We start from the raw sequence: 23736 nt of genomic DNA, 5'->3' as shown, positions 1-23736 counted from the left end.
TATCCGAATAGGGATAGGTCAAGTTGTCTCTGTTCACGACAAACCGCGATAATGGAGGGAAAATGATGAAGAGACGTTGGTTGCTTGGGTTTGTGACAGTGTTGATGGCAGTCCTGCTGGTTGCTTGCGGTAGCGGCAGTTCAGCGCAAAAGAGTACGAAGGGGCCAGTGACGATTACATTCTGGCACCGCATGACAGGAAATTATAACAAGGCGCTTGAAGGTTATATCAAGACGTTCAACAGCAGTCAAAAGCAGTACAAAGTTGTTGCTACTTCGCAAGGGTCTTATGATAACCTACAAAAAAAGTATCTGGCTTCAGCGAAATCTCGCACGTTGCCAACCATTGGGCAGGTAACTGATACGATCATTCCTGAATACGTGCATGACGGGATGTTAGTTAACATTGACAGTCAGGTGAAGTCACAATTTTCCGCAAATGAGCTCAAAGCCATTTATCCGGGCATTGCGACAAACTTGAAGTATGAAGGTAAATATTACCAAATTCCATTTGCCACTGGGACACGATTGATGTTCTATAACAAGGATATTTTGGATAAGTACCATCTCAGTGTGCCCAAGACTTGGGAAGAACTGACTAAAATGAGTCAGCAGCTCAAAGACGACGGCATTACTGGGGTCGCATTCAACAAAAGTTATGATTTTGAATTTGAAACCTTGGCCTATGATGCTGGTAATCGCCTGATCACGCCGAAGTATCAGGCAAAAATTGACACACCGGCCAGCATCAAGGCTATGACCGCCATCACGACCATGTTAAAAGATAAGACGGCGGTCACTGCCGGCTTGGACAATTATTTTAACGTGCCATTTGTTCAAGGTAAAATTTTTGCCGGGTTTGGCTCTAGTGCGACTATTCAGCAAATTGCAGCAACAGCGCCGAAGTCCATGCACTGGGGAACCGCTGTGATGCCAAGCTTTGCTGGCAAGGCCAGTTCTGTACTGGGTAACAATGGGATTTCCGTTTTCAAAGGCGCTTCAGCTGATCAGATCAAAGGTGCGGTTACCTTCATGAAATTCCTGATGAGCACCAAGATTCAAACGCAATGGGCTAAGGCTAGCGGTTATGTGCCGGTTGTGAAGACCGCAACCCAGTCCAGCGCGTATCAAACCTACTTGAAAGAGAATCCGACCTATCAGGCAGCAGTGGATGCTTATGACGATGCGTTCTCCTCAACGCCATTTATTGGTTACAATACGTACCGCAATAACTTGCTTGATGCTGTGGACCAAACCGTTTCAAAAAATGCTGAGCCCAAAACAGTACTGACGAATTTGCAGAAGCAAGCTGATACGATTTTGAAAGATAATAAGTAAGACTCATTAGAAAGCAGGTCACCGCATGACGACATTCAAACGCATTTTAAAACGAACGCTGATGTACACGTTGCTGGTTTTAGGACTGGCTATTCTCATGACATTTGGCTACGTCGGCTATCGGGATGTCACAGGCGGTAAGGGCTACTTGGCCATGCGTTATTTGATTTTGACACTAGAATCGGTCGTTGGCGGCTTTTTCCTGTTTCTTATTGTGGTGAGCTTGGATACGTGGAGCGAACACCGCAAGCAGAAGCGTGAGCAGCAGTCAAAAAAGTAAAATCGTTGTAAAAGGGACTTGGTTAAAAGTTCTTTGCCGTGCCAAACTCCGCAATCTCCGGCCAGCTGGGGTGGCGACGCGGAGCTAGAGCGGAGACGGCGCTTCGAGCCCGCAAAGCCCGCGGTCTCGAAGTCGCCTAACAACATCAGCGACAAAGCCCAGTCGCTGTGTTGTTTGCACGGCTGAGCCCCATCTGGCCTACGATTGCTTCGCCTTGGCACTACGGTCTTTAAAATCGCAGTAAAATAATCCACGAGAAACTAAAAAGGAACAATTTTTCCCACAACAATCGGAAAATTGTTCCTTTTTATTCGTTTGACTGAGAATTATGTCTCAAGCTCTTGTTGCCCAAGAATCGAGCCATAGGTTTAGATTCGGTTCAAGTACCGTTTCAAGAACTCTTTTGTTTCAGGTTGCTGTGGATCGCCGAAGATCTGATCCGGTGTGCCTGCTTCGGCAATAACGCCATTGTTCATGAAGACGACCCGATCGGACACTTCGCGCGCGAAGGCCATTTCGTGGGTCACAATGATCATGGTTAAACCAGTATGTGCCAAAGCAGTCATCGTGTTTAAGACATCATCGACCATTTCCGGATCAAGTGCACTGGTTGGTTCGTCGAAGAGCAACACTTCTGGATCCATCGCCTCAGCCCGCGCGATGGCGACACGTTGTTCTTGACCGCCAGATAATTGGTCCGGTTTTGCAGCGATGAATGGATCCATCCCGACCTGCTTCAACAAGTCGAGGGCGTGCGCTTTAGCTGTGGCAGCATCGCGCTTTAAAACCGTTTGTTGCGGAACCATCACATTTTGCAACACCGTCATGTTGTTGAACAGATTGAAACTCTGGAAGACCATCCCAACTTTGGCGCGATAAGTGCTTAGTTTCTCTTCATCGCTTAAAATACTTTTTCCGTGGAAAAGGATATCCCCGCCAGTTGGGGTTTCCAAAAGGTTGATATTTCGCAAAAGTGTTGATTTCCCAGAGCCGCTACGGCCAATGATCGAAACGACTTCACCGGCATTCACGTCCAGATTGATGTTGGTCAAAACTTCGTGATTGCCAAAGGCCTTTTTTAAATTTTTGACTTGGATTAAAGGTTCGTTTGCCATGGATTAGCCCTCCTTTGCCGTACGAGTTTTCGGGGTTTCGACCTGCATCTGGTTGGTCATGACGTTGTAATCTTTTGGCCCGTCGAGATGTTTTTCAATTAATCGGAATAGGCGACTAATTGTGAAGGTCATGATGAGATAGATGGCGCTGACAATCAGATAGGTGTGGAAGAATTGGAAGCTTTGTCCGGCAATAGTCTCACCACTGAAGAACAATTCGGAGACAGAGATAACGGACAGAACGGACGTATCCTTGATGTTGACAATAAATTCGTTGGTCACAGCTGGCAGTGAGTTGCGCACGGCTTGAGGCAAAATGACCTTCATCATGGTTTGCAGATGGGTCATTCCCAGAGCGTTGGCAGCCTCGAATTGACCTTCGTCAACCGAGATAATCCCACCACGGATAATTTCGGAAATATAGGCCCCAGTGTTGATCGAAACAATCAATAAGGCAGCGGTGGTCCGGTCCATGTTCAAATGCCAAGCTTGTGCGGCACCATAATATAGGACCGCGGCCTGAACAATCATTGGCGTGCCACGGAAAACTTCGATGTACAACGACAGCAGCCAGTTGATCACGGCGCGTAAGCCGCGCTGACCGAGTTTTTTCGGCTTAGGAGTTGTCCGGATAATCCCGACTAACAACCCGATGATAAAGCCGACGATTGTCCCAACAAGGGAAATCAGTAAGGTCATGCCTGTCCCGCGTAACAGCATTGGACCATATTGCTTCATAATCGCGATGAACCAGTTGCCATTGCTCTCAGTTGATGGCTGGTTATCGACAGCTTCATTCATCAGCTGTGCTCGTTCTTTACTTGAAATTGTGGCAAGTAGTTCATTGATCTTTGCTTTATTCGGATCATTCTTGCGCAAGCCAATCGCCAGATTCGTGTCACTGGCATCGGTTTTAAAACCCTGACCTTTTGCAAAATGGATATACATCAAGTTAGGATTAGCACGTTCTGCCGTGATCCCTTCAGGCACTTCGGAAACGTAACCATCAATGGTTCCGGATTCCAAGGCCACACGCATAGCCGGAAAATCGTTCATAGCCGGTTCCTTGACGACACCCTTGATTTGATTGATCGCCTGATAATGATAGGTGCTGAGCTGCGCGGTGATTTTAGCACCCTTAAAATCCGCAATGCTCTTGGCTTTGGCATACTTGCTGTCTTTGCGAACAACCATCGTCAAGTTGGAGATGTAGTAGGGATTACTGAAATCGATGGTCTTGCGACGATCAGGTGTCGGTGACATGCCGGCGATGATGGCATCGATTTTGCCTGAAGTTAGAGCTGGTGGCAATCCGTCCCAAGATGTTTTGACGACGACTACCTTTTTGTGTAAGGCTTTGGCAACCTTACGTGCAATCTGCACATCGTAGCCGTTAGCGTATTCCTGACTACCTTGAATCTTGACGGCGTTGTTAGCGCTGGTGGTTTGCGTCCAGTTGAACGGCGCATAGCCAGCCTCCATGCCGACTTTAAACGTGCCGCTATCACTAGCAGCATTGACCGGGGTGGCAGCAAAACTGCCTAGTAAGAGGCTCAAGGCGAAGCCCAGCACGCCTAAACGTGCAACCCAATGCTTTTTCATAACTGACATTTCTCCCTTCTTGTAGTGGGAAATAGAGCTGGAAACAAAAAATCGACCTTATTGTGTTGTGATACCGCAATAAAGGTCGATTCCATCGATTTTAGTCATAAACCAGAATCATAGCGCCCCGAAGCGAGTGCTTCGACAGTCCATGGGTTATGCACCCATGGCCCAATGCGCACGATCCGAATATCGTGCAACATTTCGGCGGTGGCACTTACAACTGGTTCAACATGATACGGCACTCCCCAGTTTTCGTTGCCCACCGCAACCTCTATTTCTTGGTGGTGTATTTAAATGTCAAAATTGAGTTTAGCGGAGTCAGGGATGGATGTCAATTTATAATGGCAGCGCGTGAGCAAGTACAGTTTCTACGTCTGCTCACACGTTTTAGATGGCACAGTAGAAGGATTCGCTCTTCTGATGCTTGTTGGGCAGGCTTCGATAGTCTGAACTGGTTTTGTGAAAATTCGGAGTAGCGATCGCCAAGGCTAAGGCGCTGGTATGGCGGCGTCCATTGAATTTTCGCTACTGCCTGATGTCTATCAGAAAAATGCGTAAAAAATTCTTGGGACTAGCAACCCATGTTTAGGCAGCGTTTAAAAACAAAAATATTCAAATTTGAGGTGCAATAAGTAGTAAGATATTTTGAAAAAATGGCAAAACGTGTTAAGTTTGTCTAATAAAGTTCTCATAAAAGGGTCGGGTGCTGATGCCAGAAGAACATGTCAAAATCGGGGCATATTTGCGGGCTTTACGTCTCGAGGAAAATGATTCATTAGAAGAAATTGCAGCTGGGATTACGACAGCTGCAACTTTGTCGCGGTTTGAACGTGGGGAGACGCAACTGAGTGCGGCAGTTGTTTTAAAATTATTAACACGGTTTGATCAAGACGTTGAATCCATTCAACAAGGATACCGCGCCTTGAATCAGGATAACTTTTTCCAGCAGGTGAACCGGGCGACTGTTGCTGGGAAACCGGCGCTACTGGCATTGGCTAAGCGACAGTATCGGTTATGGCGGGAAACGGGGCTTATTTTTTACCGACTTAATCAGATTAACATCATGGCGCACAACGGGTTCAGTGACCCGAGTTTTCAAACAACACCAGCCATGAAGACTGACGTTATGCGTTACTTAAAACGAATTAAGCACTGGGGACTTTATGAGCTGGATCTTTTTGCGGCGACGTTGGTGCTTTTCGACAGTAAACAGTTGGTTAGTTTAGTGGCAGGGATGTTACTGGATATGCCAAAAACCGAGAGTCACCGGACGCGCGATCAATATTTGTGGGCGATTCTCACGAATAGCATTGCGTTACTGATCCATCGGCGTGAGTTTAGTGAAGCAGTTCGCTTGCTAACCATTGCGACCAGTATGCCAGTGCCGCCGGATGATCTCTATTCCCGATTGATGCTTCGGTATCAGCAGCAATTATTGGTGTACCATCGCGGTAAGCATCGAGCAGCAACGGCAGCGGTTGAGCAACTGTTAGCCAGTTTGCGGTTATTAGAGTCACCATTTTTTGCTCAATTGTTAACAACTAGTTGGCAGCGGTTTCTTAAGGAGGAGGGGGCTGCGAGATGACGATTGGTAGACAATTTAAGTTATTACGTAGGGAACGAGGACTGACTTTAAAAATGGCAGCGCATGGCATTTTATCGGTGTCAAGTTTGTCAAAGTTTGAAAATGGTACCTCACAGTTAGCTGCTGATCGTTTCTTTTTGTTGTTGGATCAGTTGAATTTAGATTGGGATGTGTTTGCAAAACCTCGTTCTAGGGATAAGCAACCTTTTTTACAACGTTATTTGGCGGCTGCGCGTCACGCTGACGTTCAGGAATTGGCCAGCATTTTACGTCAATTGCCACTCGCCAATGTTAATCAACGCCTGTTGTTGCATTTGACCTTACATAATGACGCGCCGGAACGCTTTTCAATTTTACCGCATGAGCAATCACAAGCGCAGTCATTGCTGATGACGACGGCTGACTGGTCGTTACTATTACGACTGATTGCCGTCCAATTGGCTAAAATTATTGGCCTGGATGAGCTAAGTCAATTGATAGCTGCTTTTTCAAATCAGATTCAACGTCCTAACACGCCGCAGGATCATTTTAATCTTGCTAACCGCACGTTTCTAGCGGCTGTGCTTCGCTATGTGGCAGCGGGTAAATTGACTGAGGCACGAAATGCTTTGAATCTTATCGGGCAAGCAACTGTTGGTGATCTAGGCATTGAGTTTCAGATTGCTTGTGTGAAACGATTACTTATGATTTATTCATCCGACAAAGTGGTGGCGTTACAAGGACGGCAAGAGTTTTTGCAATTAAAAAAAATGCTGGCGCAATTGGGGGCACCAGCATGGACGGCGACGTGGCTTCCTGCAATTGAACGGCTTGCAGCAGCAAAAGGGTGTAGCCAAGAAGCTTAAAGATCCGCGCCAGCAATCATGCAGGCAAAAATCGGTACTGAGAAAAGACACTTTCCAGTACCGATTTTTGACGCCATTAGTGAGAAGATTGCCAGAAGCGTGTCTTGCAAATGCTCAAAAGTTCCACGTGAAACTTCAACTGCCGATAAATAAGTTTAAAGGAAGAAAGCACTTTTTTCCGGATTGTTGACATTTTGATGAATAAATTCTAATGAATAACGCAACTGTTGTTCTTGTTTAGGCTGATCAAGGATGTGTGCCAAGCTAATAGCCTGATGGCACAACTCCCAGCCAATTTCAGGCTGATCGGCGATGACGTGATACCAACCGCGTAAAAAAAGTAACATAGCAGCGTTGGTCAAATCGTCACTGTCATGCAATAAAGTTTTGGCAGTATCGAGCGCTTTTTTCGCATCGGTGAGCTGCCGATCATTAATAAAAACGGAGAAGGCCGCAAAAAGTGTCCTGATTCGGATATTGCGGATTTGGTTAAAAGCACGATACTTTTCCGAGCGTTTGATGGCAAGTGGCAGTAAGTTTTGAATCGTGGCTGTCGGTAAGGCGACCATAAGATGGCGAAACCAATAGAGTTCAAAGTAGTTCCATGTTTCGACCGAATAAAGATAACTCACGACCGGCTTTGCCAAAGCCTGAAGCTGGGCCATAGCGTCAGCGACACTTTTGAATGGAGATGGTTGGTTTAATTGTTTAACCCGATCAATCATGGTTAGCCGAAAAAGTTGAATGCTGATCAGCTCGAAGCGGGTTTGGCGGTTGTGGTCTTGGGCATAACGAGCTTGCCATTCCTGCTCCTTTTTGAGGAAATAAGCATAGTCTGCTGGTGTCGGTTCCTGAGTTGAAAAGCGATCCTGATAGTCAAGCACTTCGACAAAGGCGCGATGCGTTAAGGTATTGTACACAAAATTAGGATCATTCGATGTCGGCACAACGCCGGATTGAAGATCACGGATAAAAACAAATTCTTCGACAGAGATATTAATGCGATACAGCAAATGGGTTAAACGCGAAAAGCTGATATTAGACTTGCCTTGCTCAAATTTACTGATAAAAGCAATCGAATTATGGTCGTCTGCCACTTGCGCTAAGGTTAGCTGATGATTATGTCGCAACTGCCGAAAAACCGCACCATCTGTGGCCTTTATTTTTTCTACCATAGTGGAATTTCACCTCAATCCGATTTTACCCTGCGTACACTCTAGATACAAATAAGCAGAGCGTGAACTGGCGTGTTTAGAAACCGGAGCATAAGCGGGCGCAACCTTAAATGGCAGGGTTTTGGCCATTTAAGATTGCGGTCCTTATGAGCAGGTTTCTGCGGCAGTGAACGCGTTTTGAAAGCTCATAGGCGTGTCTAGAAACCAGTAAGCACCTTGAGGAGGAAGATTGAGATGCATGAATATCTTACCAATCGCGGGTATCGTGCGATTTTAAATGCCAGTTTGTTAAGTGGGATTGGTGATAGCCTCTATAATATTGTGTTCATCATTTATGCCGCAACTATGCCATTCAAAAGTCTGGCGGTGACGTTAGCCGCCATGGCAACCAGCGTGCCGACCATGCTGTCGCTTTTAACTGGGAGTCTGGCAGATCGGACACATGCTAAAACTCGGCACATGGTGGCAACCCGTTTGGGACAAATGTTGTTGTTCCTAAGTTTAGCGGTCATGATTTTACTACCGGCCAGTTTTCCGCTATTTCTATCATTACTTTTAATCAATATTGTTTCCGATTCGTTAGGTCAGTACGGCAATGGTTTGACGCTGCCGCTCTTGCATCGCTTGATTCCCGCAAAAGAGCTTAACACTGCCTTAAGTTTCCAAAGTGCAACGAGTTCAACCGTGCAACTGGTTTTTCAAGGGCTTGGAGCCAGTTTGATCGTGTTATTGAATCACAATTATGCACTTTTTGGCTTGCTCAATGCGTTGACCTTTTTACTAGCCGCTGTGACGCTTGTCTTCCGAAAAAAGCAATTGAAGCAAGCAGAACCGCCAGTGACAACGGGCAAGTCACAGCCAGTTATCGGTAACATCCGGGCAGTTCTTAAGTTTCTTGCTGGCAATCAATTCCTATTCGCGGTTATTCTCTTCGCGATGTTAGTCAATACGCTTGGCTCATCCGTTGACGGGTTGATGAATATCACGCTTGTGCAGGAGCCAGACCTATGGCTGCGCGACTTTGGAACCACCGTTGCAATCATCAATGTTGTGTTTTCTGTCGGCCTTATCTTTGGAGCTTTATTTGCCAAGGATGGTTTGCAGCGCTTGAGCACGTTCAAATTGCTAAGTCTGCTGATGGCGGCCATAGTGGGTTTAAGCAGCAGCTTTTTCCTGCTCCATTCGATCATGGCGGCACTGGGGTTCAGCTTTGTGACAGCATATCTGATGGGCAAAATCAATCCACGTTTAGCCACCGTGATGATGCGGCAAGTGCCTGAACAGCAGATGGGTACGACAGCAGGGGTGGTCAACCTGGCAGCATTGATCGGCATGCCAGTAGGACAAGTGATTTTCTTCACGATTGCGAACCTTGCTAGTGCTCATGTTAGTTGGATCGTTATGGCAGGGTTGGCGACAGGATTATTTTTGGTTTTGATTTGGATGAGCACTAAAATTTTGGACCCAGTCTTTACCGATTCCGATCAATATTCGCAAAAGGCTTAATCCAACATAGGCAAAATTGGTACTTACCAATAGACCAATTCAGCGAAATCGCTTTTCAGAAGTGCATAGAGAATGTATGCGCTTCTTTTTATGCACCCTTTTCAAGTGAAAATGCTTGCATAGCTGTGCGAAGGACGTCATACTATTCTATTGGGAAGCCTTGTTTTTTAGATTATTTTCGTTTATTGCAGATATTATTTTCAAGGCAACCACAAATTTTTAGGAGGCGTAAAAATGGTCGGAATTATTCTTGCTAGTCACGGCCAATTCGCTGCTGGCATCAAGCAATCCGGTCAAATGATCTTCGGTGAGCAAGAAAAAGTCGAAGCTGTGACCCCTTCATGCCCGATGAAGGTCCAGATGACTTACACAAGCACCTCGAAGATGCGATCGCTAAGTTCGACCCAGACGATGAAGTGCTTTTCTTGATCGACTTATGGGGCGGCTCACCATTTAACCAAGCGAACTCGATTTATGAGGCGCATAAGGATAAATGGGCAATCGTGACCGGACTGAATTTACCGATGCTGATTGAAGCGTATGGTTCACGACTTTCGATGGATTCTGCACAGGATATTGCAGCACATCTGCTCGATGCTGGACGTGAAGGTATCAAGATCAAGCCAGAATCACTGGACAAAGTGATGAAGTCAGCTGCTCAAGCAGCACCAACTACTTCGAATGCTGGTCAGCCAGGCTCACTTGAGTATGTTCTGGCGCGGGTTGATTCTCGGTTGCTACATGGTCAGGTTGCCACAACCTGGACCAAGACAACCAACCCGACACGCATCATTGTTGTCTCTGATTCAGTTGCTAAAGACGACTTGCGAAAGAATCTGATTAAGGAAGCTGCACCAGCGGGCGTTAAGGCGCATGTTATTCCTATCGATCAGATGATTAAGATCGCTAAAGACGATAAGCATTTCGGCGGGCAACGTGCATTGCTATTATTTGAAACACCTGAGGATGCACTTCGAGCAATCGAAGGCGGCGTTCCACTCAAGGAACTTAACATTGGTTCCATGTCCCATTCAGTTGGTAAGGTTCAGCCGAACAAGGTGTTGGCCTTTGATCAAAAAGATATCGACACTTTCCATCAATTGGAAAAAGACGGTGTCAAATTTGATGTTCGCAAGGTGCCTGCAGACCATGCCGAGAACATGGATGCAATTTTGAAGAAAGCCCAAGACGAACTGAATGCACAGAAGTAATTTTTTTGAAACGGAGGAAGAAGACTTATGACTTTAAACTTTATTCAAGTCATTCTGGTCCTCATCGTGTCATTCCTTGCTGGTATGGAAGGTATTTTGGATGAATTTCATTTCCATCAGCCAGTTATCGCGTGCACGTTGATCGGACTTGTGACCGGCAATTTGGCACCTTGCTTGATTCTAGGCGGCCAATTGGAAATGATTGCCTTAGGTTGGGCCAACATTGGCGCTGCTGTCGCACCTGATGCCGCTTTGGCATCTGTTGCATCTGCTATTATTCTGGTTCTTGGCGGTCAGGGCACAAAAGGTATCAGTTCAGCGATCGCGATTGCGGTTCCACTGGCTGTTGCCGGTTTGTTGCTGACCACTTTGGTACGTACCTTGGCAACCGCGATTGTTCACTTTATGGATGCAGCTGCTGAAGAAGGCAGTTTCCGAAAGATTGATATGTGGCAATGGATTGCGATCTGCATGCAAGGCCTGCGTATTGCCATTCCAGCTGGCTTGATTCTAGCCGTTGGTGCTGGTCCTGTTCGGGCATTGCTTGAAAGAATGCCTGACTGGTTGACCGCTGGCCTTGGCATTGGCGGGGGCATGGTTGTTGCCGTTGGGTATGCCATGGTTATTAACATGATGGCGACCCGTGAAGTATGGCCATTCTTTGCGCTTGGTTTTGTTTTGGCAACAGTTAAAGAGATTACCCTGATCGGCCTTGGTGCCATCGGGATCTCTCTGGCGTTGATTTACTTGGCTCTGTCCAAAATGGGCGGCGGCTCAAGCAAAGGCGGCAGCTCGAATAGTGGTGCCGGTGATCCTGTCGGCGACATCATTGACAACTACTAAGAAGGAGGTTGACAAACATGGCTGAAGAAGTTCATTTAACTAAAAGCGACCGAATCAAGGTTTGGTGGCGGTCAACCTTCATTCAAGGTTCTTGGAACTACGAACGTATGCAGAACGGTGGCTGGGCTTATACCCTGATTCCGGCACTGAAACGTTTGTATCATACCAAGGAAGACCGTTCCGCTGCTTTGAAACGGCATCTAGAATTCTTTAACACGCATCCATATCTGGCATCACCAATTATTGGTGTTACCATGGCACTGGAAGAAGAACGTGCCAATGGGGCGCCAATTGATGACAAGGCGATTCAGGGTGTCAAAGTTGGGATGATGGGTCCGCTGGCTGGTGTCGGCGATCCAGTGTTCTGGTTCACGGTTAAGCCAATTATTGGTGCTTTAGCTGCATCATTGGCAATGGCTGGTAACATCATGGGACCAATCTTGTACTTCGTGCTTTGGAATGCAATTCGTATGGCTTTCCTGTGGTACACGCAGGAATTTGGCTACAAAGCTGGGAGCAAGATTACCGAAGACCTTTCCGGTGGTCTGTTGCAAGAAGTTACGAAGGGTGCCACGATTCTTGGGATGTTTATCTTAGGGTCGCTGGTTAACCGTTGGGTTTCTGTTAAATTCACACCAGTCGTATCAGACGTACCTAACCAAAAGGGTGCTTACATCGACTGGAGTTCACTACCAAGTGGATCCAAGGGTATTCAGAAGGCTTTGGAATTACAATCTCAAGGTCTGTCACTGACCAAGAATAAGGTCTTAACGCTGCAAGATAACTTGGATAGCTTGATTCCTGGTTTGATGGGCTTACTGCTGACCTTGTTCTGCATGTGGTTACTGAAGAAGAAGGTTTCTCCAATTGTGATTATCCTTGGCCTGTTCGTTGTCGGGGTTGTCTTCCACGTTGTCGGCTTGATGTAATATCAACCGTTAAAACGAACAAAGAATCACGGAAGCTCAGGCGCAAAGTCTGGGCTTTTGTTTTATAATGGAGAGCGTGAACAGGAGCGGTTAGAAATCGTAGTGTAAGTGGCCTTGGGTGTGATGGCCGGGCTTTGGCCATTGCGCCCAAGGTCCTTACACGCAGGTTTCTGGGCTGGCGATCGCGTTTAGAGCGTGAACAGGAGATTTCTGCAACTGTAATTGCGTTTGGAGAACAGACCGAGTCGTCTCCATCAGTAAAAAATCGTTCAAGATGAGTTTAAAAGGATGGCGGAAAATGGTTCAATCGATCAACACGAAGTCCGAATTAGTGGTCGAAGGCACGGCCTTCATGGGGATGCCGACATATGGCAAGATCATGATCGGCGATAAAGGGTTTGAATTTTTCAACGAAAAAAACGTGCGCGATTTCTATCAGATCCCGTGGAATGAGATTGATTTGGTCATTGCGTCGGTGATCTTTAAAGGCAAATGGATCCCACGGTTTGCAATCAAAACGAAGAAAAATGGGACATATACCTTCGCGGCAAGAGATCCGAAACGCGTTTTGCGCGCCATCAGAAATCATTTCCCGGCAGATAAAATTGTACAATCACTGACGTTTTGGCAGGTTATCAAACGGGCATTTAGACGCAAAAAGTGAGTGATGCCTGCTCACCATCCGTTTTTTGATAATAAAAAGAAGCAGCTCGTTTCCGCATGTGTGACATGCTGGAAGCGGGCTGCTTTTTGGATTGTGCGAAGTCTGTAGCCTAGAACAATGCGCGATTATTCAGTACGGAATTTTTTGAACAACTCGTCAATAGATGCATATTCAGCATCGCGTAAATTGACGTCTAAAGCTTTAGCATTGCTTGTAGCTTGTTCAGGTAGGCGGGCACCGGGAATCACAACCGCAATGGCCGGATTCTTCATGTACCAAGCCAAGAAAACCTGAGCCAAGGTTGCCTGATGGGCATCAGCGATGCCATCGACTTCTCGCAAAGCGGCAAGAATGGTCTTGAACTGATCTGCCGAGAAACGTCGACTAAACTTGTCAGCATCATCAAGGCCATACTTACCAGTTAACAAGCCGGATGCGAGTGGAAAGTATGGGACGAAACTGATCTGGTGTTCATTCAAATACGGGAACAGGTTTTGCTCAGCATCACGATGTACCAAACTGTAATTGTCTTCAACGACATCAACCTGATTGTCTTGGTTGGCCTCTTTGATTTGGTCTAATGAGAAGTTAGAAACGCCGATCGCCCGAACCTTGCCGGCCTTGCGGGCATTGGCAATGGCATTGACCGCCTCCGCTTTGTCAGTTTTGTCATCAGGAAAATGAATATAGAAAATATCAAGGTAATCGGTTTTAAGGCGTAACAAAGCATCATCAATTGCCTGCGTTAAAAATTTGGGATCGTTATTTGGTTTGAGATCATTGTGCGGATCCTGTGCTGCCTTGGTTGCTAGAATAATTTTGCTGCGATCATAGCCTTGTGTGGCTTCACCGATTAATTTTTCCGACTGCCCTAAACCATACATATAAGCGGTATCGAGCATGTCAATGCCGTGGTCAAGCGCGGCTTTCACGACGGCGATGCCATCTTCGTCATGCAGATTAGGGAACAAGTTGTGGCCGCCGACTTTATTGGTGCCTAAACCTAGTTTCCCGGTTGTGACCGTACTTTTACCAATTGTCGTTGTCATTGCCATTTTGTGACCTCCTTAGCCATTCATGCTTAGTGTAAAAAAAGTAATAGAAACTTGCAAGCGCTATCTATTCACCTTTGATGGAAAAATCCGATGGTTCGCATTGATGATCAGCCCTGCCACAAACATCAGCAGCGTGAGCCCGACTGTCAGCCACAACAATAAATCCCACGAACCTGTAGCCGTTTGGATGAAGCCGTATAATACTGGACCAACCGCCGCAAATAAGTAGCCGACACTTTGAGCAAAGCCAGAGAGACTAGCCGTTTCATAAGCATCGGCGGTTTTCTTCTGGAAAAAGACAATGCAGATGGCAAAAGCGGCCCCAGAAGCAACGCCCATGAGCAGCGCGTAGACAACGTTTAAGCCAAAGTTCGCCCCAGGGATAAGAATACCCAAAGCACCTAGTACAAAGCCTAGCATGATGCCCCAGACACTATATAAGAGGCCATGGCGCTTCTCAGCAATGAATGGGATGGATAATGTTGCCGGCATCCCGCTCAGCTGAAAAATGGTAGCCAGATTACCTGCCGCGATTTGGGAGAAACCGGCCGCTTGCCAAAGACTTGGCAGCCAAGTCAGCAAAGAATAGTAGAGAAAGCTTTGCAGGCCGAAGAATAAAGCGATCCACCACGCTAGCATAGATCGCGAAACGGCGATATTTTTGCGCTGGACGTCTTGCCGGGCTGCTTTCTTTGGTAGTGTGCGAAAGGCCAACGCCCAGACGAGTAATCCAAAGACGCCGACTAACGAAAAAGCTGCTAGGGTGATCTGCATGTTGAATTGCTGATTTAGCAATCCTGCGAGTCCAGTACCGAGGGACGCAATAAGTCCCATCGTCACGGTATAAAGACTGGTTTTAGCACCGATAGCGTGGGGAAATTGGTCCTTGATGATTGCCGGTAAAAGAACGTTACCGCCAGAGATACCAAATCCGATGAGCAAAGTACCAGCAATTAAGGCTGTCAAGCTGGGAATGATTCGCAGCAGGCTACCAGCCAACAAGATAACCAGCGCTACCAGCAAGCTCCATTCATTACCACGACGATTACCCATTTTGGCGATTAACGGTGAGGCCAGCGCGAACATGAGCAATGGAATGGTTGTCAGCATACCTGCCATGGATGCAGGTAGGCCGAGTGTTTGCTTAATTGTCGGCAGCAACGGTGGGATCATCGTGATGGGCAGCCGCAGATTGGCACCGACCAGCATGATGCCCCAAGTCAACCAGGCTGTCGAGGTGTGGTTCTTTTTCATGGCTGTTTTCCTCCGTCATTAGAATACGCCCACAGTCGCAGCAACCTACATGTAAGCATGCCAGTCATAAATAGTCAAAACTCGGCCATTCAGGTTATGCTTCCTAAGCACGTCTGCTGACGCTGTGCAAGCGGACACAATACTTTTATGCTAGCACTTTTTGAGCCGAAGGGAAAAGTGGACTTGTTGCACGAACGTTGATTTACCGGCGAAACAATCGTCTGCTTTCATTGGAAAATGAGGTGTTCTGACGGATGAACTGTCATGAAAACTGACACTAGTTTTTTTCGTGTGCCTGCCACGGTTTGATTGTCAGGCCGATGGCGATGGCTCCGAGAATAGCGAGCACAGCAGCGACAATCATGGCAACTTGTAAACCGCTGATAAAGAATTCGGGATGTGCTGTTGGATAGTTCGTTACGCGACTGCCAGCAAGTTGACTCATCGTGCCAAAGAGCACTGTTGTCGCAACCGCCGTGCCGCTGACCATCCCAAGATTGCGTGCGAGCGCATTGAAACTGCCAGCGATGCCAAGCTGATTTTTCGGAACAACTGACATGACCACATCGCCAATTGGGGATTGAAAAAGACCGCTGCCGATGCCGACAAGGAGTGTACTGATGATGTAAATGGTCAACGGTGCGTTTAATTTCAATGTGGCACCGATAAGACTGCCGACAGCGATAAAAATGCTGCCGAGCAAAGCAACTGCTGGGACGTTCCATTTATCGGCCAGCCAACCGCCAAACGGGGCGAAGAAGACCATCATCAGTGGATAAAGCGATAATAGCGTGCCAGCCGTACCTGGTGTCAGGCCACGAGCATCTTCAAGGTAGAACGGCATCAGCACTGTGCTGAAAAACTGCACCATAAAGATGAAGAAGACAGTGACCACACCGAGTGTGAAAATACGGACACGGAAAATACGCAAAGGAAGCAATGGTGCTTGTTGCCGTTGCTCAAAGACGATAAAGGCGATGAGAGCAACGACTGCCAATGCAAGGGTGCTGAGGACAACTGGATCGTCAAAACCGCTTTGCTGAGCAAGATTCAGTCCCCAAAAACCGCTTGCAATCGCTGTTGCCTGCAAAATCATCCCCCAACCATCGTACGTACCGCGTTGTGGGATGCCATTGTTCATAGACCACAAGGAGACACCCAATGCGATTAAACCGATAGGAACGTTGATGAGAAAAATCATTGGCCAACTGAAATGGGCCAAAATCAAACCGCCTAGACTTGGACCAGCGACACCACCCAATGCGACGAAGGTACTCACAACCCCCATTGCCCGGCCACGTTCAGCAAGTGCGAAAGTCGAGGTGACGATCCCGTACGTATTCGCCAAAGTCATCGCCCCGCCAAGTGCCTGGATCATCCGGGCTAACATCAAAAAATTAAAGCCGAGATTAATCCCAGCCATCAAGGAACCTAAGACAAATGTACCGGTGCCCCATTTAAAAATCCGCTGCTTACCGATGCGGTCGCCAAGTTTACCAAAGGGCAATAGCAGCGCACTTAAAACGATTAAATACAGCGAGACGGTCCATTCCATCTGACTGGCGGGGACTTTGAGATCCTTGGCCATAATTGGCACGGCAATATTCACAATTGAACCGTCGAGATTGGTCATGAAGGCAAAAAAGCCCAGCGCGACCAGTAGCCACCAACGTTTTGGTGCCGTTTCAGAACGTTGCATGTTGAATCCCCCTAACCATAACGCGTTCGCCAGAGCAGTCACCTGCGCGTAAGGACCTCAGTCGCAATGGCCAAAGACCGGCCATCACGCCAGAGGCCGCTTACGCTTCGGTGACTAATCGCTCTGGCTCACGCTCACCAATAAAATAAGGTACCTGTTCATGGCATCATGCGATGTCATGGGCAGGTACACATCATAAGCGATAAGAAACGAAACGGGGCTGCTTTAATCAGCCCCGTTCATGTCATATTGTTAAAAAGCTAGTCGCCTAAATTGATAAAGTCGCCTGCACCCAGCAGCAGTTTAACAAAATCCGGTACAGTGTCGGTTCGGTTCCAGTCGCGCTGCCATTCGCAAGCCAGTTGGGCATTTGTGGTCAATTGTGCACCTGCTTGTTCAACGCGGCGTAAAGCAGTTTCATGAGCAATTTGTGAGGTGCCGCCAACAGCATCCACGACAGGATAAACATGATAGCCTTCAGCCAAAGCATCAATTATTGGGAAGGTTAGGCAGGCTTCTGTCCATAAGGCCGCGATAACCAAGTTCTTACGGCCAGTTGCCTTGACTGCTTCGACAAACTCTTTATCTTGCCAAGCATTAATCGAAGAGCGATCAATACTTGGTATATCGCCGAGGGCTTTCTTTAAATCGGGGATGGTGTCTTTATTGCGTCCGCTTTTAACGTTAACAGTAGAGAGAACAATTGGCACATTGTACGTTTTAGCCAACTTGGCCGTCATCACAACATTTTGGATTAAAGCGTGATGGTTCATGGAACCGATGGATTCAATTTGTGTCGGTTGGTAGTCAATCAGAATCAAAGCAGAATTTTCCGGGGTGAGCAGCCGGTCAGTAACCGGGTCACGGCGTGGATAACTTGTCATCAAAAATCACTCCTTTTAGTGAGCGTGAGTCAGCACGGTTAGCAACCGGAGTGTAAGTGGGTCTGTCCGTGATGGTCGTACTTTGACCATTGCGAGCAGGGTCCTTACATGCAAGCTGCTGTGCTGACGAGCGCGTTATGAACCGAGCGTGAGCAGGAGCGCTTAAAAGCCGGAGCATAAGTGGGCTTGAACCAGAATGGCTCGAACTTGGCCATTCTGGTTCAAGGTCCGTATGTGCAGGCTTCTGCGACTGCGAGCGCGTTATAGCCATTACTAATAATGAACTAACCTTTACGAACCCATTCTAGTCCGAAACCCATGAAAACAATAATATTTTGCCCGATTATGCCAATGCTGATTTTGCCCGCCGTTAAGGACAAGAAGACGCTATCAAATCAGTTTGGAAAAGAGCCCGCGAGTTGCTGTCTTTTGTCAGTGAATGGGTTTAACAGATTCTGTATTGTTCAATCCAGCCAGATCGGTCAAGATGTGGTTGATGACCATGGTTTGCGACCAATCGGCAGAAATGAGCTGCTCAGTCGGCACATTTAAACGATCATGGGGCAAATACCAGTCACGCATGACGTCGGCTCCGAATTCCTTGGCTTTTGCGCGATGGGCATGGCGGCGCAAAGTCTCATCAAACGAGAGGTCATAGTAGTAAACCAGACTTTGATCAGCTTCTGCAATGAGTGTTTTCAACATGTCGCCATAGCGTGCTGCCGACAGAATCCCCTCAAGGATGACAGTTCGCTGATGCTGCAATCCAAAGCGACCAATCGTTTCAATTAGTTCAATTGTGGGATTGCCCGGTTTGTCTTTTTCGGCGAGCATGTCACGGCGCACGACGTCTTGAGATACTAGCAGCGTATTGGCCAGTTGGGTACGCAAGGCGGTTGCGGTGGTGGTTTTACCACTGCCTGAATTGCCACGCAGAATGATCAATCGATTCAATCAAAATACCCCGTTTCATTTGCGATAAAGTGCGCCAAGACTTCCCGATGTTGTTGATTAAACAGGTCAGGAGCGGCTGCTGGATCCCAAAATTTTAAGGCTTCAGTCTCACTGTTGTCACTATTTAACACACCGCTTAATTGTTTCACAAGAAACACCGGGCACAACCATTGGGCAACATCGCCATTTGGATAGGTGAGGGTGAGATTGCCATTAACGCCAAGCAACCGGACAACTTCAACCTCCAGATTGGTTTCTTCTTTGAATTCACGCACCATCGTCTGGGCAGGGGTTTCGCCGTATTCGATCGTCCCGCTAATCAAGCCCCATTCACCGGTAAAATCGCTGCGTTGTTGGAGTAGAACGCGCCCAGCCTGATCATTCAAGATGCCAATCACGCCAGCCATAATCAAGGGCGCATGACCAACCTTTGTCCGGATATCTTTAATATAATCTGCCACTATGAGATTCACTCCTTATCTAAGATTAACTCGAATCGTTTACCGCTATACTGACATTAACATAGTTGACGATTGCATTATTTCCTGGGCAATAATTGTGGTATGTTGTTAACAAACATCAAAGGAGCGGTGAACGCATGACAGTGACGCTAAAACATTTTCAATCTGAAGATCTAGAAACACTGTGGAAGGTGGCTTTTTCTGATCCAAAGGCTGAATGGCATCAGTGGGACGGACCGTATTTTAACCAAGAAGTACCGACACTACAAGAACTGCAGGAAAATCAGGCCAATCAAACTGGCTTTCAATGGGTTGCCAATCCATTTGTCAACGGTATTTGGTCAAACGGCGTTTTGATTGGGGTCGTCTCTGCCCATTATGAAGATGGCGATCTGCAGCGGTGGCTGGATCTTGGCATCGTTATCTATGACTCGGCTAATTGGGGAAAAGGTTATGGGCAAGATGCGCTGGATCAGTGGATTGATCGCATCTTCGGACTCGTCAACTTGCCGCATTTAGGTATCACCACCTGGTCAGGCAATGATCGGATGATCGGTTTGGCTAATGCAGTTGGCATGCAGGAGGAAGCGCGTGTCCGACAAGTTCGTTATTATCAGGATCGTTACTGGGACTCTGTTAAGTATGGCATTCTGCGGGAAGAATGGCAGGCAGGTCGCCAGCAAAAATAACACATAGTATTAAAAAGGCGGCTCATTTGCTGAGTCGCCTTTTTGGTGCGATTATTTGGGATTTCATAACAGCCGTTTATTCACAATGGCCACTGCAAATAAGCCTTCATGCGTCATCGCGTGGCGAAGGCTTATTTGTTTTCCTAGGCTTCTTTCTCGCTTAATCGTTTGTACAAATCAACCATTTCACCAGCTAAATCGCGGAAGGTGATGGCATTCATCAGATGATCCTGACTGTGAACCATTAACAAGGTAACCTTGGCATGATCGCCTTGGGCTTCAGCGGTTAACATGCCTGTTTGAACGTTGTGGGCTTCAGTCAGAAAGTGGTCGGACTCTTTAAGCTTTTCGTCGGCCTTTTCAAAATCGCCTGCTTTGGCTGCGTGAATAGCTTCAAAGGCAGAACTCTTGGCGTTGCCACCATTCATGATCAAGCCCATGACAGTTTCGAGGTTCTGATCTTCTTCACTCATTATGCTTCTTCTCCTTGTTTACCATCTGCAATTGCCTTCAAGGACGCCTTGAGGACTTTTTCGCCGTTCATCAAGCCGTAATCCTGCATGTTAATCACATCAACCGGAATATCGAGATCCTTTTTGAATTGACCTTCAAGATAGCGGACTTGAGGTCCTAACATCAGAACATCTGGTTTTTCCTCAGCTAATTTGTTGTCTGCATCGGAAGCGGCGGTTGCAAAAATATTGACCTCAACGCCATCTTTTTCGGCGGCTTTTTGCATGCGTGCAACCAGCATACTTGTTGACATACCAGCGGCGCAGACCAACATAATCTTTTTCTCTGCCATTTTTTTCGGCTCCTTTTTAAAAAAATGTAATCGTTTTCTGTTTCTTGTGCTATTATAATTCGTAGGTACAAATTTTACAAGCGTTTTCAAAACCACACCTTTGGAGGGGGTCATAAATGTATCACGATATTGCAGAGCAATTGATTCAAGATATTCTGGCTGGTAAGTATCCAGTGAAGTTGCCAACCGAGCAAGTGTTGATGAATCGCTATCAAGCCAGCCGCAACACTATTCGTAAGGCGCTGGATGTCATTTTTGCCCATGGACTCGTGCGCAGAGTGCAGGGCAGTGGCTACTACGTCATTGATCATTCGGAGCAATCAAGCGCCGTCTTGAATATGTCAATCGGGTTTGATCAAACCGCGATGGTCAAAGGCGGTCCGCTTAAATCGAAAGTCGTCAAATTTGCTTTGATACCAGCAACTGCGGCATTGGCCCGCCGCGGCAACGTAGCAGTTGGCGATCCGGTTTATCAGGTTGTGCGTCTGCGCTATTTAAAAGGGCAGTTGTACGACTTGGAAGAATCATACTTTCCACAAATCATTGTGCCGCATCTCTCGGCAGAAATTGCTGCGGGGTCAATCTTTACCTATTTGCGCAACACCTATGACATGGTTGGAAGCACAACCGAAAATTATATTCAGTCTCGGCCGCTGCCGGCTGAATATGCTGACCTGATGACCACATCCGGAAAAGGCGATCTTTTATGTCTGGATGGGATTAACTATCTAGCCAGCGGCAAAGTCTTCAACTTTTCTCGAACTTATTTTGTTTATCCAGGTCTCACACTGTATTACCACACGACCAACATTGATTTGGACCAATGAGGCGGGGACCTCAGTTCAAATTAATAGCTCGCGCGTTTGCAGTTGCCGGAATCTGACGCTGTCAGCTTAAAAACAATGATCAAAAGCAGATCATGACCGTCAAAGCTAGCTACGTCTTGATTTCACGCCGTGCCTGCTCGCGCCCACTTAAAAAGGAGTGTTATAAAAATGAACGGACTTATTAATTGGCTCAATAAACATGTTGTCCCAATCGCTGCCAGAATCGGCTCAATTCGTTGGCTGGTTGCGTTGCGTGATGCTTTTATTGCCATCATGCCGGCCATGATGGCTGGTGCCGTATCGACGGTGCTGAACGCTTTGATTCGTGATATCCCGAACCAGTTTGGCTGGACGGGCTTTGTTAATTCCATGCAATGGCTGATCGGTATTAACGCCGTTGTCTGGACAGGGACACTGGCAATTTTAGGCCTGATCTTCTCGTTCACTTTTGGGTACCAACTGGCAGTTCAGTATAAGGTCGAACCAGTCACGGCGGGGATCGTGACGCTTGGTACCTTCATCATGAGCTTGCCGCAAAACTTCACCATGACGGTTAAAACCGGCTTGGGTAAAGCAGCGATCAAGTCACTGACCGATGCTGGGGCAGCAGTTACCGGCAAGGATGTCAGCATGTGGGGCTTCTTCAATTTTGGTAAGTTCTTTGGCGCATATGGTTTCTTCACGGTGATGCTGATGGGGGCCATTGCTGCTACCATCTATATCTGGCTGATGAAGAAACACATCACCATCAAAATGCCTGATTCCGTACCGCCAGCAGTTGCTAATGCGTTTACTGGGATTGTCCCTGCTGCTGTTGCTATGTATGCTGTCGGTATTATCAACTATATCTTCACTCAATATGGCACTACAGTAATTGAATTCATTGCTAAAGTCTTGCAGGAACCGCTGTTGAATCTGAGTCAAGGTTACGGATCCGTGTTGATAATGACGATCTTGGTTCAGGTTTTCTGGTTCTTCGGAATTCACGGTACGAACGTCTTGGCACCAATCCTTGATGGAATCTGGCTGACGGCTCAGATTGCTAACACTAACGCCTTTTCAAAAGGTGAAGCCTTACCATATTTGTGGACCCGGAACTCCTTTGATCTGTATGCTTGGATCGGCGGGGCTGGTTCAACTCTACTACTTCTGATTGCGATTCTGATCTTCTCAAAACGTGATGATCAGCGGGCGGTTGCTAAATTATCGATTGCACCAGGCTTCTTCAACGTCAACGAACCAGTCATGTTCGGGATGCCAATTGTGCTTGATCCGATTTACTTCATTCCGTTTGTTTTGGCACCGGTAGTGATGGTTTCAATTGCCTATGGTGCCGTAGTTAACGGTTTGGTTTCACCGATTAAGGCTCAGATTGTTTGGTCAATGCCACCGTTCCTGAATGCCTTAGTTGCAACGATGGACTGGCGTGCTGCCGTGCTACAATTAATCAACATGGTGATCGGTTTCCTGATCTATGTGCCATTTGTTAAGGCAGCCAATAAGATCAAACCGACTGAACTCGACTAACATCCCATCACGCTGGTTTTGAGCTGAACAACGTTTTTAGAAAGGTGGCTTTCACTTGGAAATCCAAATGACATTTAAGGTGCCAGCAGCATTTATGTATGGCCAACTCATTCGATCCGCGCAGGAAGACATCAAGGCCCATACCGGCCGCGAGGTGTTAACTGGCAGTCTCAATGGTTTCTCTTACAAGAAGAAATGGGCTAATGGCATGACTGGGACACTCACGATAACCCATGCCATTGCCAACCAACGTTATGCTTACGAACTGGATACTGATCGTGATCACTATACGGTTGACTATCAGCTAAGCGACGCTGGTGACAACAAAACGGCTTTACATTACACGGAAACGATTGAAGGCAAAACCGCGAAAGGCAAAGCTAACAATCGTACAGCCGGCTTTTTACTCAACTGGCAGCGTAAGCACCGGTTCAAAAAGATGTCTCGCCAGATGGCGGCACAATACACGGCTTAGAAAGGATTTTC

General features: G+C 47.1%; 23 protein-coding genes, 2 pseudogenes and 1 riboswitch. Of the genes and pseudogenes, 13 read left to right on the top strand and 12 right to left on the bottom strand.

Annotated elements, in window-relative coordinates; genetic code table 11:
• Positions 1-62 precede the first annotated feature (62 nt).
• Entirely contained in the window at positions 63-1337 is a 1275-nt protein-coding gene (locus tag ACWPAB_RS05315; protein ID WP_003586011.1) for an ABC transporter substrate-binding protein, read from the top strand.
• Between the two features lie 25 nt (positions 1338-1362).
• Positions 1363-1617 (top strand): hypothetical protein, encoded by a 255-nt coding sequence (locus tag ACWPAB_RS05310; RefSeq protein WP_003568256.1) that lies wholly within the window; start codon positions 1363-1365, stop codon positions 1615-1617.
• Between the two features lie 22 nt (positions 1618-1639).
• Here the strand turns inward: ACWPAB_RS05310 and ACWPAB_RS05305 are convergent.
• The 3 genes and pseudogenes from ACWPAB_RS05305 to ACWPAB_RS05295 all read right to left on the bottom strand — a co-directional run bounded on the left by ACWPAB_RS05305 (position 1640) and on the right by ACWPAB_RS05295 (position 4343).
• Positions 1640-1838: pseudogene (locus tag ACWPAB_RS05305) on the bottom strand (hypothetical protein).
• Between the two features lie 147 nt (positions 1839-1985).
• A complete protein-coding gene (locus tag ACWPAB_RS05300; RefSeq protein ID WP_003568254.1) occupies positions 1986-2732 on the bottom strand; it encodes an amino acid ABC transporter ATP-binding protein in 747 nt (248 codons plus the stop codon).
• A 3-nt stretch (positions 2733-2735) separates the two neighbouring features.
• Positions 2736-4343 carry an ABC transporter permease subunit gene (locus ACWPAB_RS05295; RefSeq protein WP_003568253.1) on the bottom strand — a complete coding sequence of 536 codons (1608 nt, stop codon included), beginning with the start codon at positions 4341-4343 and terminating at the stop codon, positions 2736-2738.
• Between the two features lie 103 nt (positions 4344-4446).
• Positions 4447-4619, bottom strand: a riboswitch (Lysine riboswitch).
• 427 nt (positions 4620-5046) lie between these two features.
• On the opposite strand from ACWPAB_RS05295, the gene ACWPAB_RS05290 reads away from it, so the two are divergent.
• Together ACWPAB_RS05290 and ACWPAB_RS05285 are read left to right on the top strand one after the other, a co-directional pair.
• The gene (locus ACWPAB_RS05290; protein ID WP_003568250.1) at positions 5047-5922 is read left to right on the top strand and encodes a helix-turn-helix domain-containing protein; all 876 of its coding nucleotides are present in this window, start codon (positions 5047-5049) and stop codon (positions 5920-5922) included.
• Entirely contained in the window at positions 5919-6767 is an 849-nt protein-coding gene (locus ACWPAB_RS05285) for a helix-turn-helix domain-containing protein (protein WP_003568248.1), read from the top strand. Before ACWPAB_RS05290 ends, ACWPAB_RS05285 begins: the two co-directional genes overlap by 4 nt.
• A 155-nt stretch (positions 6768-6922) precedes the next feature.
• Here ACWPAB_RS05285 and ACWPAB_RS05280 read toward each other — a convergent pair whose 3' ends face one another.
• Positions 6923-7942, bottom strand: a complete 1020-nt coding sequence (locus ACWPAB_RS05280; RefSeq protein ID WP_003581557.1) for a helix-turn-helix domain-containing protein — start codon at positions 7940-7942, stop codon at positions 6923-6925.
• A 234-nt stretch (positions 7943-8176) separates the two neighbouring features.
• Here ACWPAB_RS05280 and ACWPAB_RS05275 point away from each other — a divergent pair, with 234 nt between their 5' ends.
• From ACWPAB_RS05275 to ACWPAB_RS05255, 5 genes and pseudogenes are all read left to right on the top strand, one after another.
• Entirely contained in the window at positions 8177-9448 is a 1272-nt protein-coding gene (locus ACWPAB_RS05275) for an MFS transporter (RefSeq protein WP_003581555.1), read from the top strand.
• 234 nt (positions 9449-9682) lie between these two features.
• Positions 9683-10659, top strand: a pseudogene (locus tag ACWPAB_RS05270) (mannose/fructose/sorbose PTS transporter subunit IIA).
• A gap of 27 nt (positions 10660-10686) precedes the next feature.
• On the top strand, positions 10687-11502 hold the full coding sequence (locus tag ACWPAB_RS05265; RefSeq protein ID WP_003568238.1) for a PTS mannose/fructose/sorbose transporter subunit IIC: 816 nt from the start codon (positions 10687-10689) through the stop codon (positions 11500-11502).
• Positions 11503-11519: 17 nt separating this feature from the next.
• Positions 11520-12431: a PTS system mannose/fructose/sorbose family transporter subunit IID gene (locus ACWPAB_RS05260; protein ID WP_003581553.1), complete on the top strand. Its 912-nt coding sequence runs from the start codon at positions 11520-11522 to the stop codon at positions 12429-12431.
• 298 nt (positions 12432-12729) lie between these two features.
• A complete protein-coding gene (locus tag ACWPAB_RS05255; protein ID WP_003568234.1) occupies positions 12730-13095 on the top strand; it encodes a DUF956 family protein in 366 nt (121 codons plus the stop codon).
• 125 nt (positions 13096-13220) lie between these two features.
• Here ACWPAB_RS05255 and ACWPAB_RS05250 read toward each other — a convergent pair whose 3' ends face one another.
• The 6 genes from ACWPAB_RS05250 to ACWPAB_RS05225 all read right to left on the bottom strand — a co-directional run bounded on the left by ACWPAB_RS05250 (position 13221) and on the right by ACWPAB_RS05225 (position 19402).
• On the bottom strand, positions 13221-14150 hold the full coding sequence (locus tag ACWPAB_RS05250; protein ID WP_003568232.1) for an aldo/keto reductase: 930 nt from the start codon (positions 14148-14150) through the stop codon (positions 13221-13223).
• 60 nt (positions 14151-14210) lie between these two features.
• Positions 14211-15404 carry an MFS transporter gene (locus ACWPAB_RS05245; protein ID WP_003581551.1) on the bottom strand — a complete coding sequence of 398 codons (1194 nt, stop codon included), beginning with the start codon at positions 15402-15404 and terminating at the stop codon, positions 14211-14213.
• A gap of 277 nt (positions 15405-15681) precedes the next feature.
• On the bottom strand, positions 15682-17103 hold the full coding sequence (locus ACWPAB_RS05240) for an MFS transporter (protein WP_003577039.1): 1422 nt from the start codon (positions 17101-17103) through the stop codon (positions 15682-15684).
• A 260-nt stretch (positions 17104-17363) separates the two neighbouring features.
• Positions 17364-17987, bottom strand: coding sequence for a hydrolase (locus ACWPAB_RS05235; RefSeq protein ID WP_016381773.1), 624 nt, complete (start codon positions 17985-17987; stop codon positions 17364-17366).
• Positions 17988-18419: 432 nt separating this feature from the next.
• Positions 18420-18941: a kinase gene (locus ACWPAB_RS05230; protein ID WP_003585998.1), complete on the bottom strand. Its 522-nt coding sequence runs from the start codon at positions 18939-18941 to the stop codon at positions 18420-18422.
• Positions 18938-19402 (bottom strand): NUDIX hydrolase, encoded by a 465-nt coding sequence (locus tag ACWPAB_RS05225; protein WP_003585997.1) that lies wholly within the window; start codon positions 19400-19402, stop codon positions 18938-18940. Before ACWPAB_RS05225 ends, ACWPAB_RS05230 begins: the two co-directional genes overlap by 4 nt.
• 137 nt (positions 19403-19539) lie before the next feature.
• Here ACWPAB_RS05225 and ACWPAB_RS05220 point away from each other — a divergent pair, with 137 nt between their 5' ends.
• A complete protein-coding gene (locus tag ACWPAB_RS05220; protein ID WP_016367121.1) occupies positions 19540-20091 on the top strand; it encodes a GNAT family N-acetyltransferase in 552 nt (183 codons plus the stop codon).
• 143 nt (positions 20092-20234) lie between these two features.
• Here the strand turns inward: ACWPAB_RS05220 and ACWPAB_RS05215 are convergent, their stop codons facing one another.
• Positions 20235-20564 (bottom strand): PTS lactose/cellobiose transporter subunit IIA, encoded by a 330-nt coding sequence (locus tag ACWPAB_RS05215; RefSeq protein WP_016367120.1) that lies wholly within the window; start codon positions 20562-20564, stop codon positions 20235-20237.
• Positions 20564-20896: a PTS sugar transporter subunit IIB gene (locus ACWPAB_RS05210; RefSeq protein ID WP_003568216.1), complete on the bottom strand. Its 333-nt coding sequence runs from the start codon at positions 20894-20896 to the stop codon at positions 20564-20566. The genes ACWPAB_RS05215 and ACWPAB_RS05210 overlap by 1 nt, the downstream gene beginning before the upstream one ends.
• Positions 20897-21012: 116 nt before the next feature.
• Between ACWPAB_RS05210 and ACWPAB_RS05205 the strand changes: the two genes are divergently transcribed.
• The 3 genes from ACWPAB_RS05205 (at position 21013) to ACWPAB_RS05195 (ending at position 23725) form a co-directional block, all read left to right on the top strand.
• Positions 21013-21723 (top strand): GntR family transcriptional regulator, encoded by a 711-nt coding sequence (locus ACWPAB_RS05205; RefSeq protein WP_003568214.1) that lies wholly within the window; start codon positions 21013-21015, stop codon positions 21721-21723.
• 168 nt (positions 21724-21891) lie between these two features.
• Positions 21892-23250 (top strand): PTS sugar transporter subunit IIC, encoded by a 1359-nt coding sequence (locus tag ACWPAB_RS05200; RefSeq protein ID WP_003581533.1) that lies wholly within the window; start codon positions 21892-21894, stop codon positions 23248-23250.
• Between the two features lie 55 nt (positions 23251-23305).
• Complete coding sequence (locus ACWPAB_RS05195) at positions 23306-23725, top strand: DUF3284 domain-containing protein (protein ID WP_003568211.1); 420 nt, start codon at positions 23306-23308, stop codon at positions 23723-23725.
• Positions 23726-23736 lie beyond the last annotated feature (11 nt).

The organism is Lacticaseibacillus sp. 30 (genome assembly GCF_053819265.1).
This window is presented reverse-complemented; position numbering and strand designations above follow the sequence as displayed.

What these genes read in the sequence shown, in the direction of transcription:
- ACWPAB_RS05250 (WP_003568232.1), bottom strand. Translation starts at nt 14,150, where the DNA reads ATGGCAATGACAACGACAATTGGTAAAAGTACGGTCACAACCGGGAAA.
- ACWPAB_RS05220 (WP_016367121.1), top strand. Translation starts at nt 19,540, where the DNA reads ATGACAGTGACGCTAAAACATTTTCAATCTGAAGATCTAGAAACACTG.
- ACWPAB_RS05210 (WP_003568216.1), bottom strand. Translation starts at nt 20,896, where the DNA reads ATGGCAGAGAAAAAGATTATGTTGGTCTGCGCCGCTGGTATGTCAACA.
- ACWPAB_RS05240 (WP_003577039.1), bottom strand. Translation starts at nt 17,103, where the DNA reads ATGCAACGTTCTGAAACGGCACCAAAACGTTGGTGGCTACTGGTCGCG.
- ACWPAB_RS05235 (WP_016381773.1), bottom strand. Translation starts at nt 17,987, where the DNA reads ATGACAAGTTATCCACGCCGTGACCCGGTTACTGACCGGCTGCTCACC.
- ACWPAB_RS05260 (WP_003581553.1), top strand. Translation starts at nt 11,520, where the DNA reads ATGGCTGAAGAAGTTCATTTAACTAAAAGCGACCGAATCAAGGTTTGG.
- ACWPAB_RS05265 (WP_003568238.1), top strand. Translation starts at nt 10,687, where the DNA reads ATGACTTTAAACTTTATTCAAGTCATTCTGGTCCTCATCGTGTCATTC.
- ACWPAB_RS05310 (WP_003568256.1), top strand. Translation starts at nt 1,363, where the DNA reads ATGACGACATTCAAACGCATTTTAAAACGAACGCTGATGTACACGTTG.
- ACWPAB_RS05215 (WP_016367120.1), bottom strand. Translation starts at nt 20,564, where the DNA reads ATGAGTGAAGAAGATCAGAACCTCGAAACTGTCATGGGCTTGATCATG.
- ACWPAB_RS05200 (WP_003581533.1), top strand. Translation starts at nt 21,892, where the DNA reads ATGAACGGACTTATTAATTGGCTCAATAAACATGTTGTCCCAATCGCT.
- ACWPAB_RS05300 (WP_003568254.1), bottom strand. Translation starts at nt 2,732, where the DNA reads ATGGCAAACGAACCTTTAATCCAAGTCAAAAATTTAAAAAAGGCCTTT.
- ACWPAB_RS05255 (WP_003568234.1), top strand. Translation starts at nt 12,730, where the DNA reads ATGGTTCAATCGATCAACACGAAGTCCGAATTAGTGGTCGAAGGCACG.
- ACWPAB_RS05205 (WP_003568214.1), top strand. Translation starts at nt 21,013, where the DNA reads ATGTATCACGATATTGCAGAGCAATTGATTCAAGATATTCTGGCTGGT.
- ACWPAB_RS05295 (WP_003568253.1), bottom strand. Translation starts at nt 4,343, where the DNA reads ATGTCAGTTATGAAAAAGCATTGGGTTGCACGTTTAGGCGTGCTGGGC.
- ACWPAB_RS05275 (WP_003581555.1), top strand. Translation starts at nt 8,177, where the DNA reads ATGCATGAATATCTTACCAATCGCGGGTATCGTGCGATTTTAAATGCC.
- ACWPAB_RS05290 (WP_003568250.1), top strand. Translation starts at nt 5,047, where the DNA reads ATGCCAGAAGAACATGTCAAAATCGGGGCATATTTGCGGGCTTTACGT.
- ACWPAB_RS05245 (WP_003581551.1), bottom strand. Translation starts at nt 15,404, where the DNA reads ATGAAAAAGAACCACACCTCGACAGCCTGGTTGACTTGGGGCATCATG.
- ACWPAB_RS05285 (WP_003568248.1), top strand. Translation starts at nt 5,919, where the DNA reads ATGACGATTGGTAGACAATTTAAGTTATTACGTAGGGAACGAGGACTG.
- ACWPAB_RS05280 (WP_003581557.1), bottom strand. Translation starts at nt 7,942, where the DNA reads ATGGTAGAAAAAATAAAGGCCACAGATGGTGCGGTTTTTCGGCAGTTG.
- ACWPAB_RS05315 (WP_003586011.1), top strand. Translation starts at nt 63, where the DNA reads ATGATGAAGAGACGTTGGTTGCTTGGGTTTGTGACAGTGTTGATGGCA.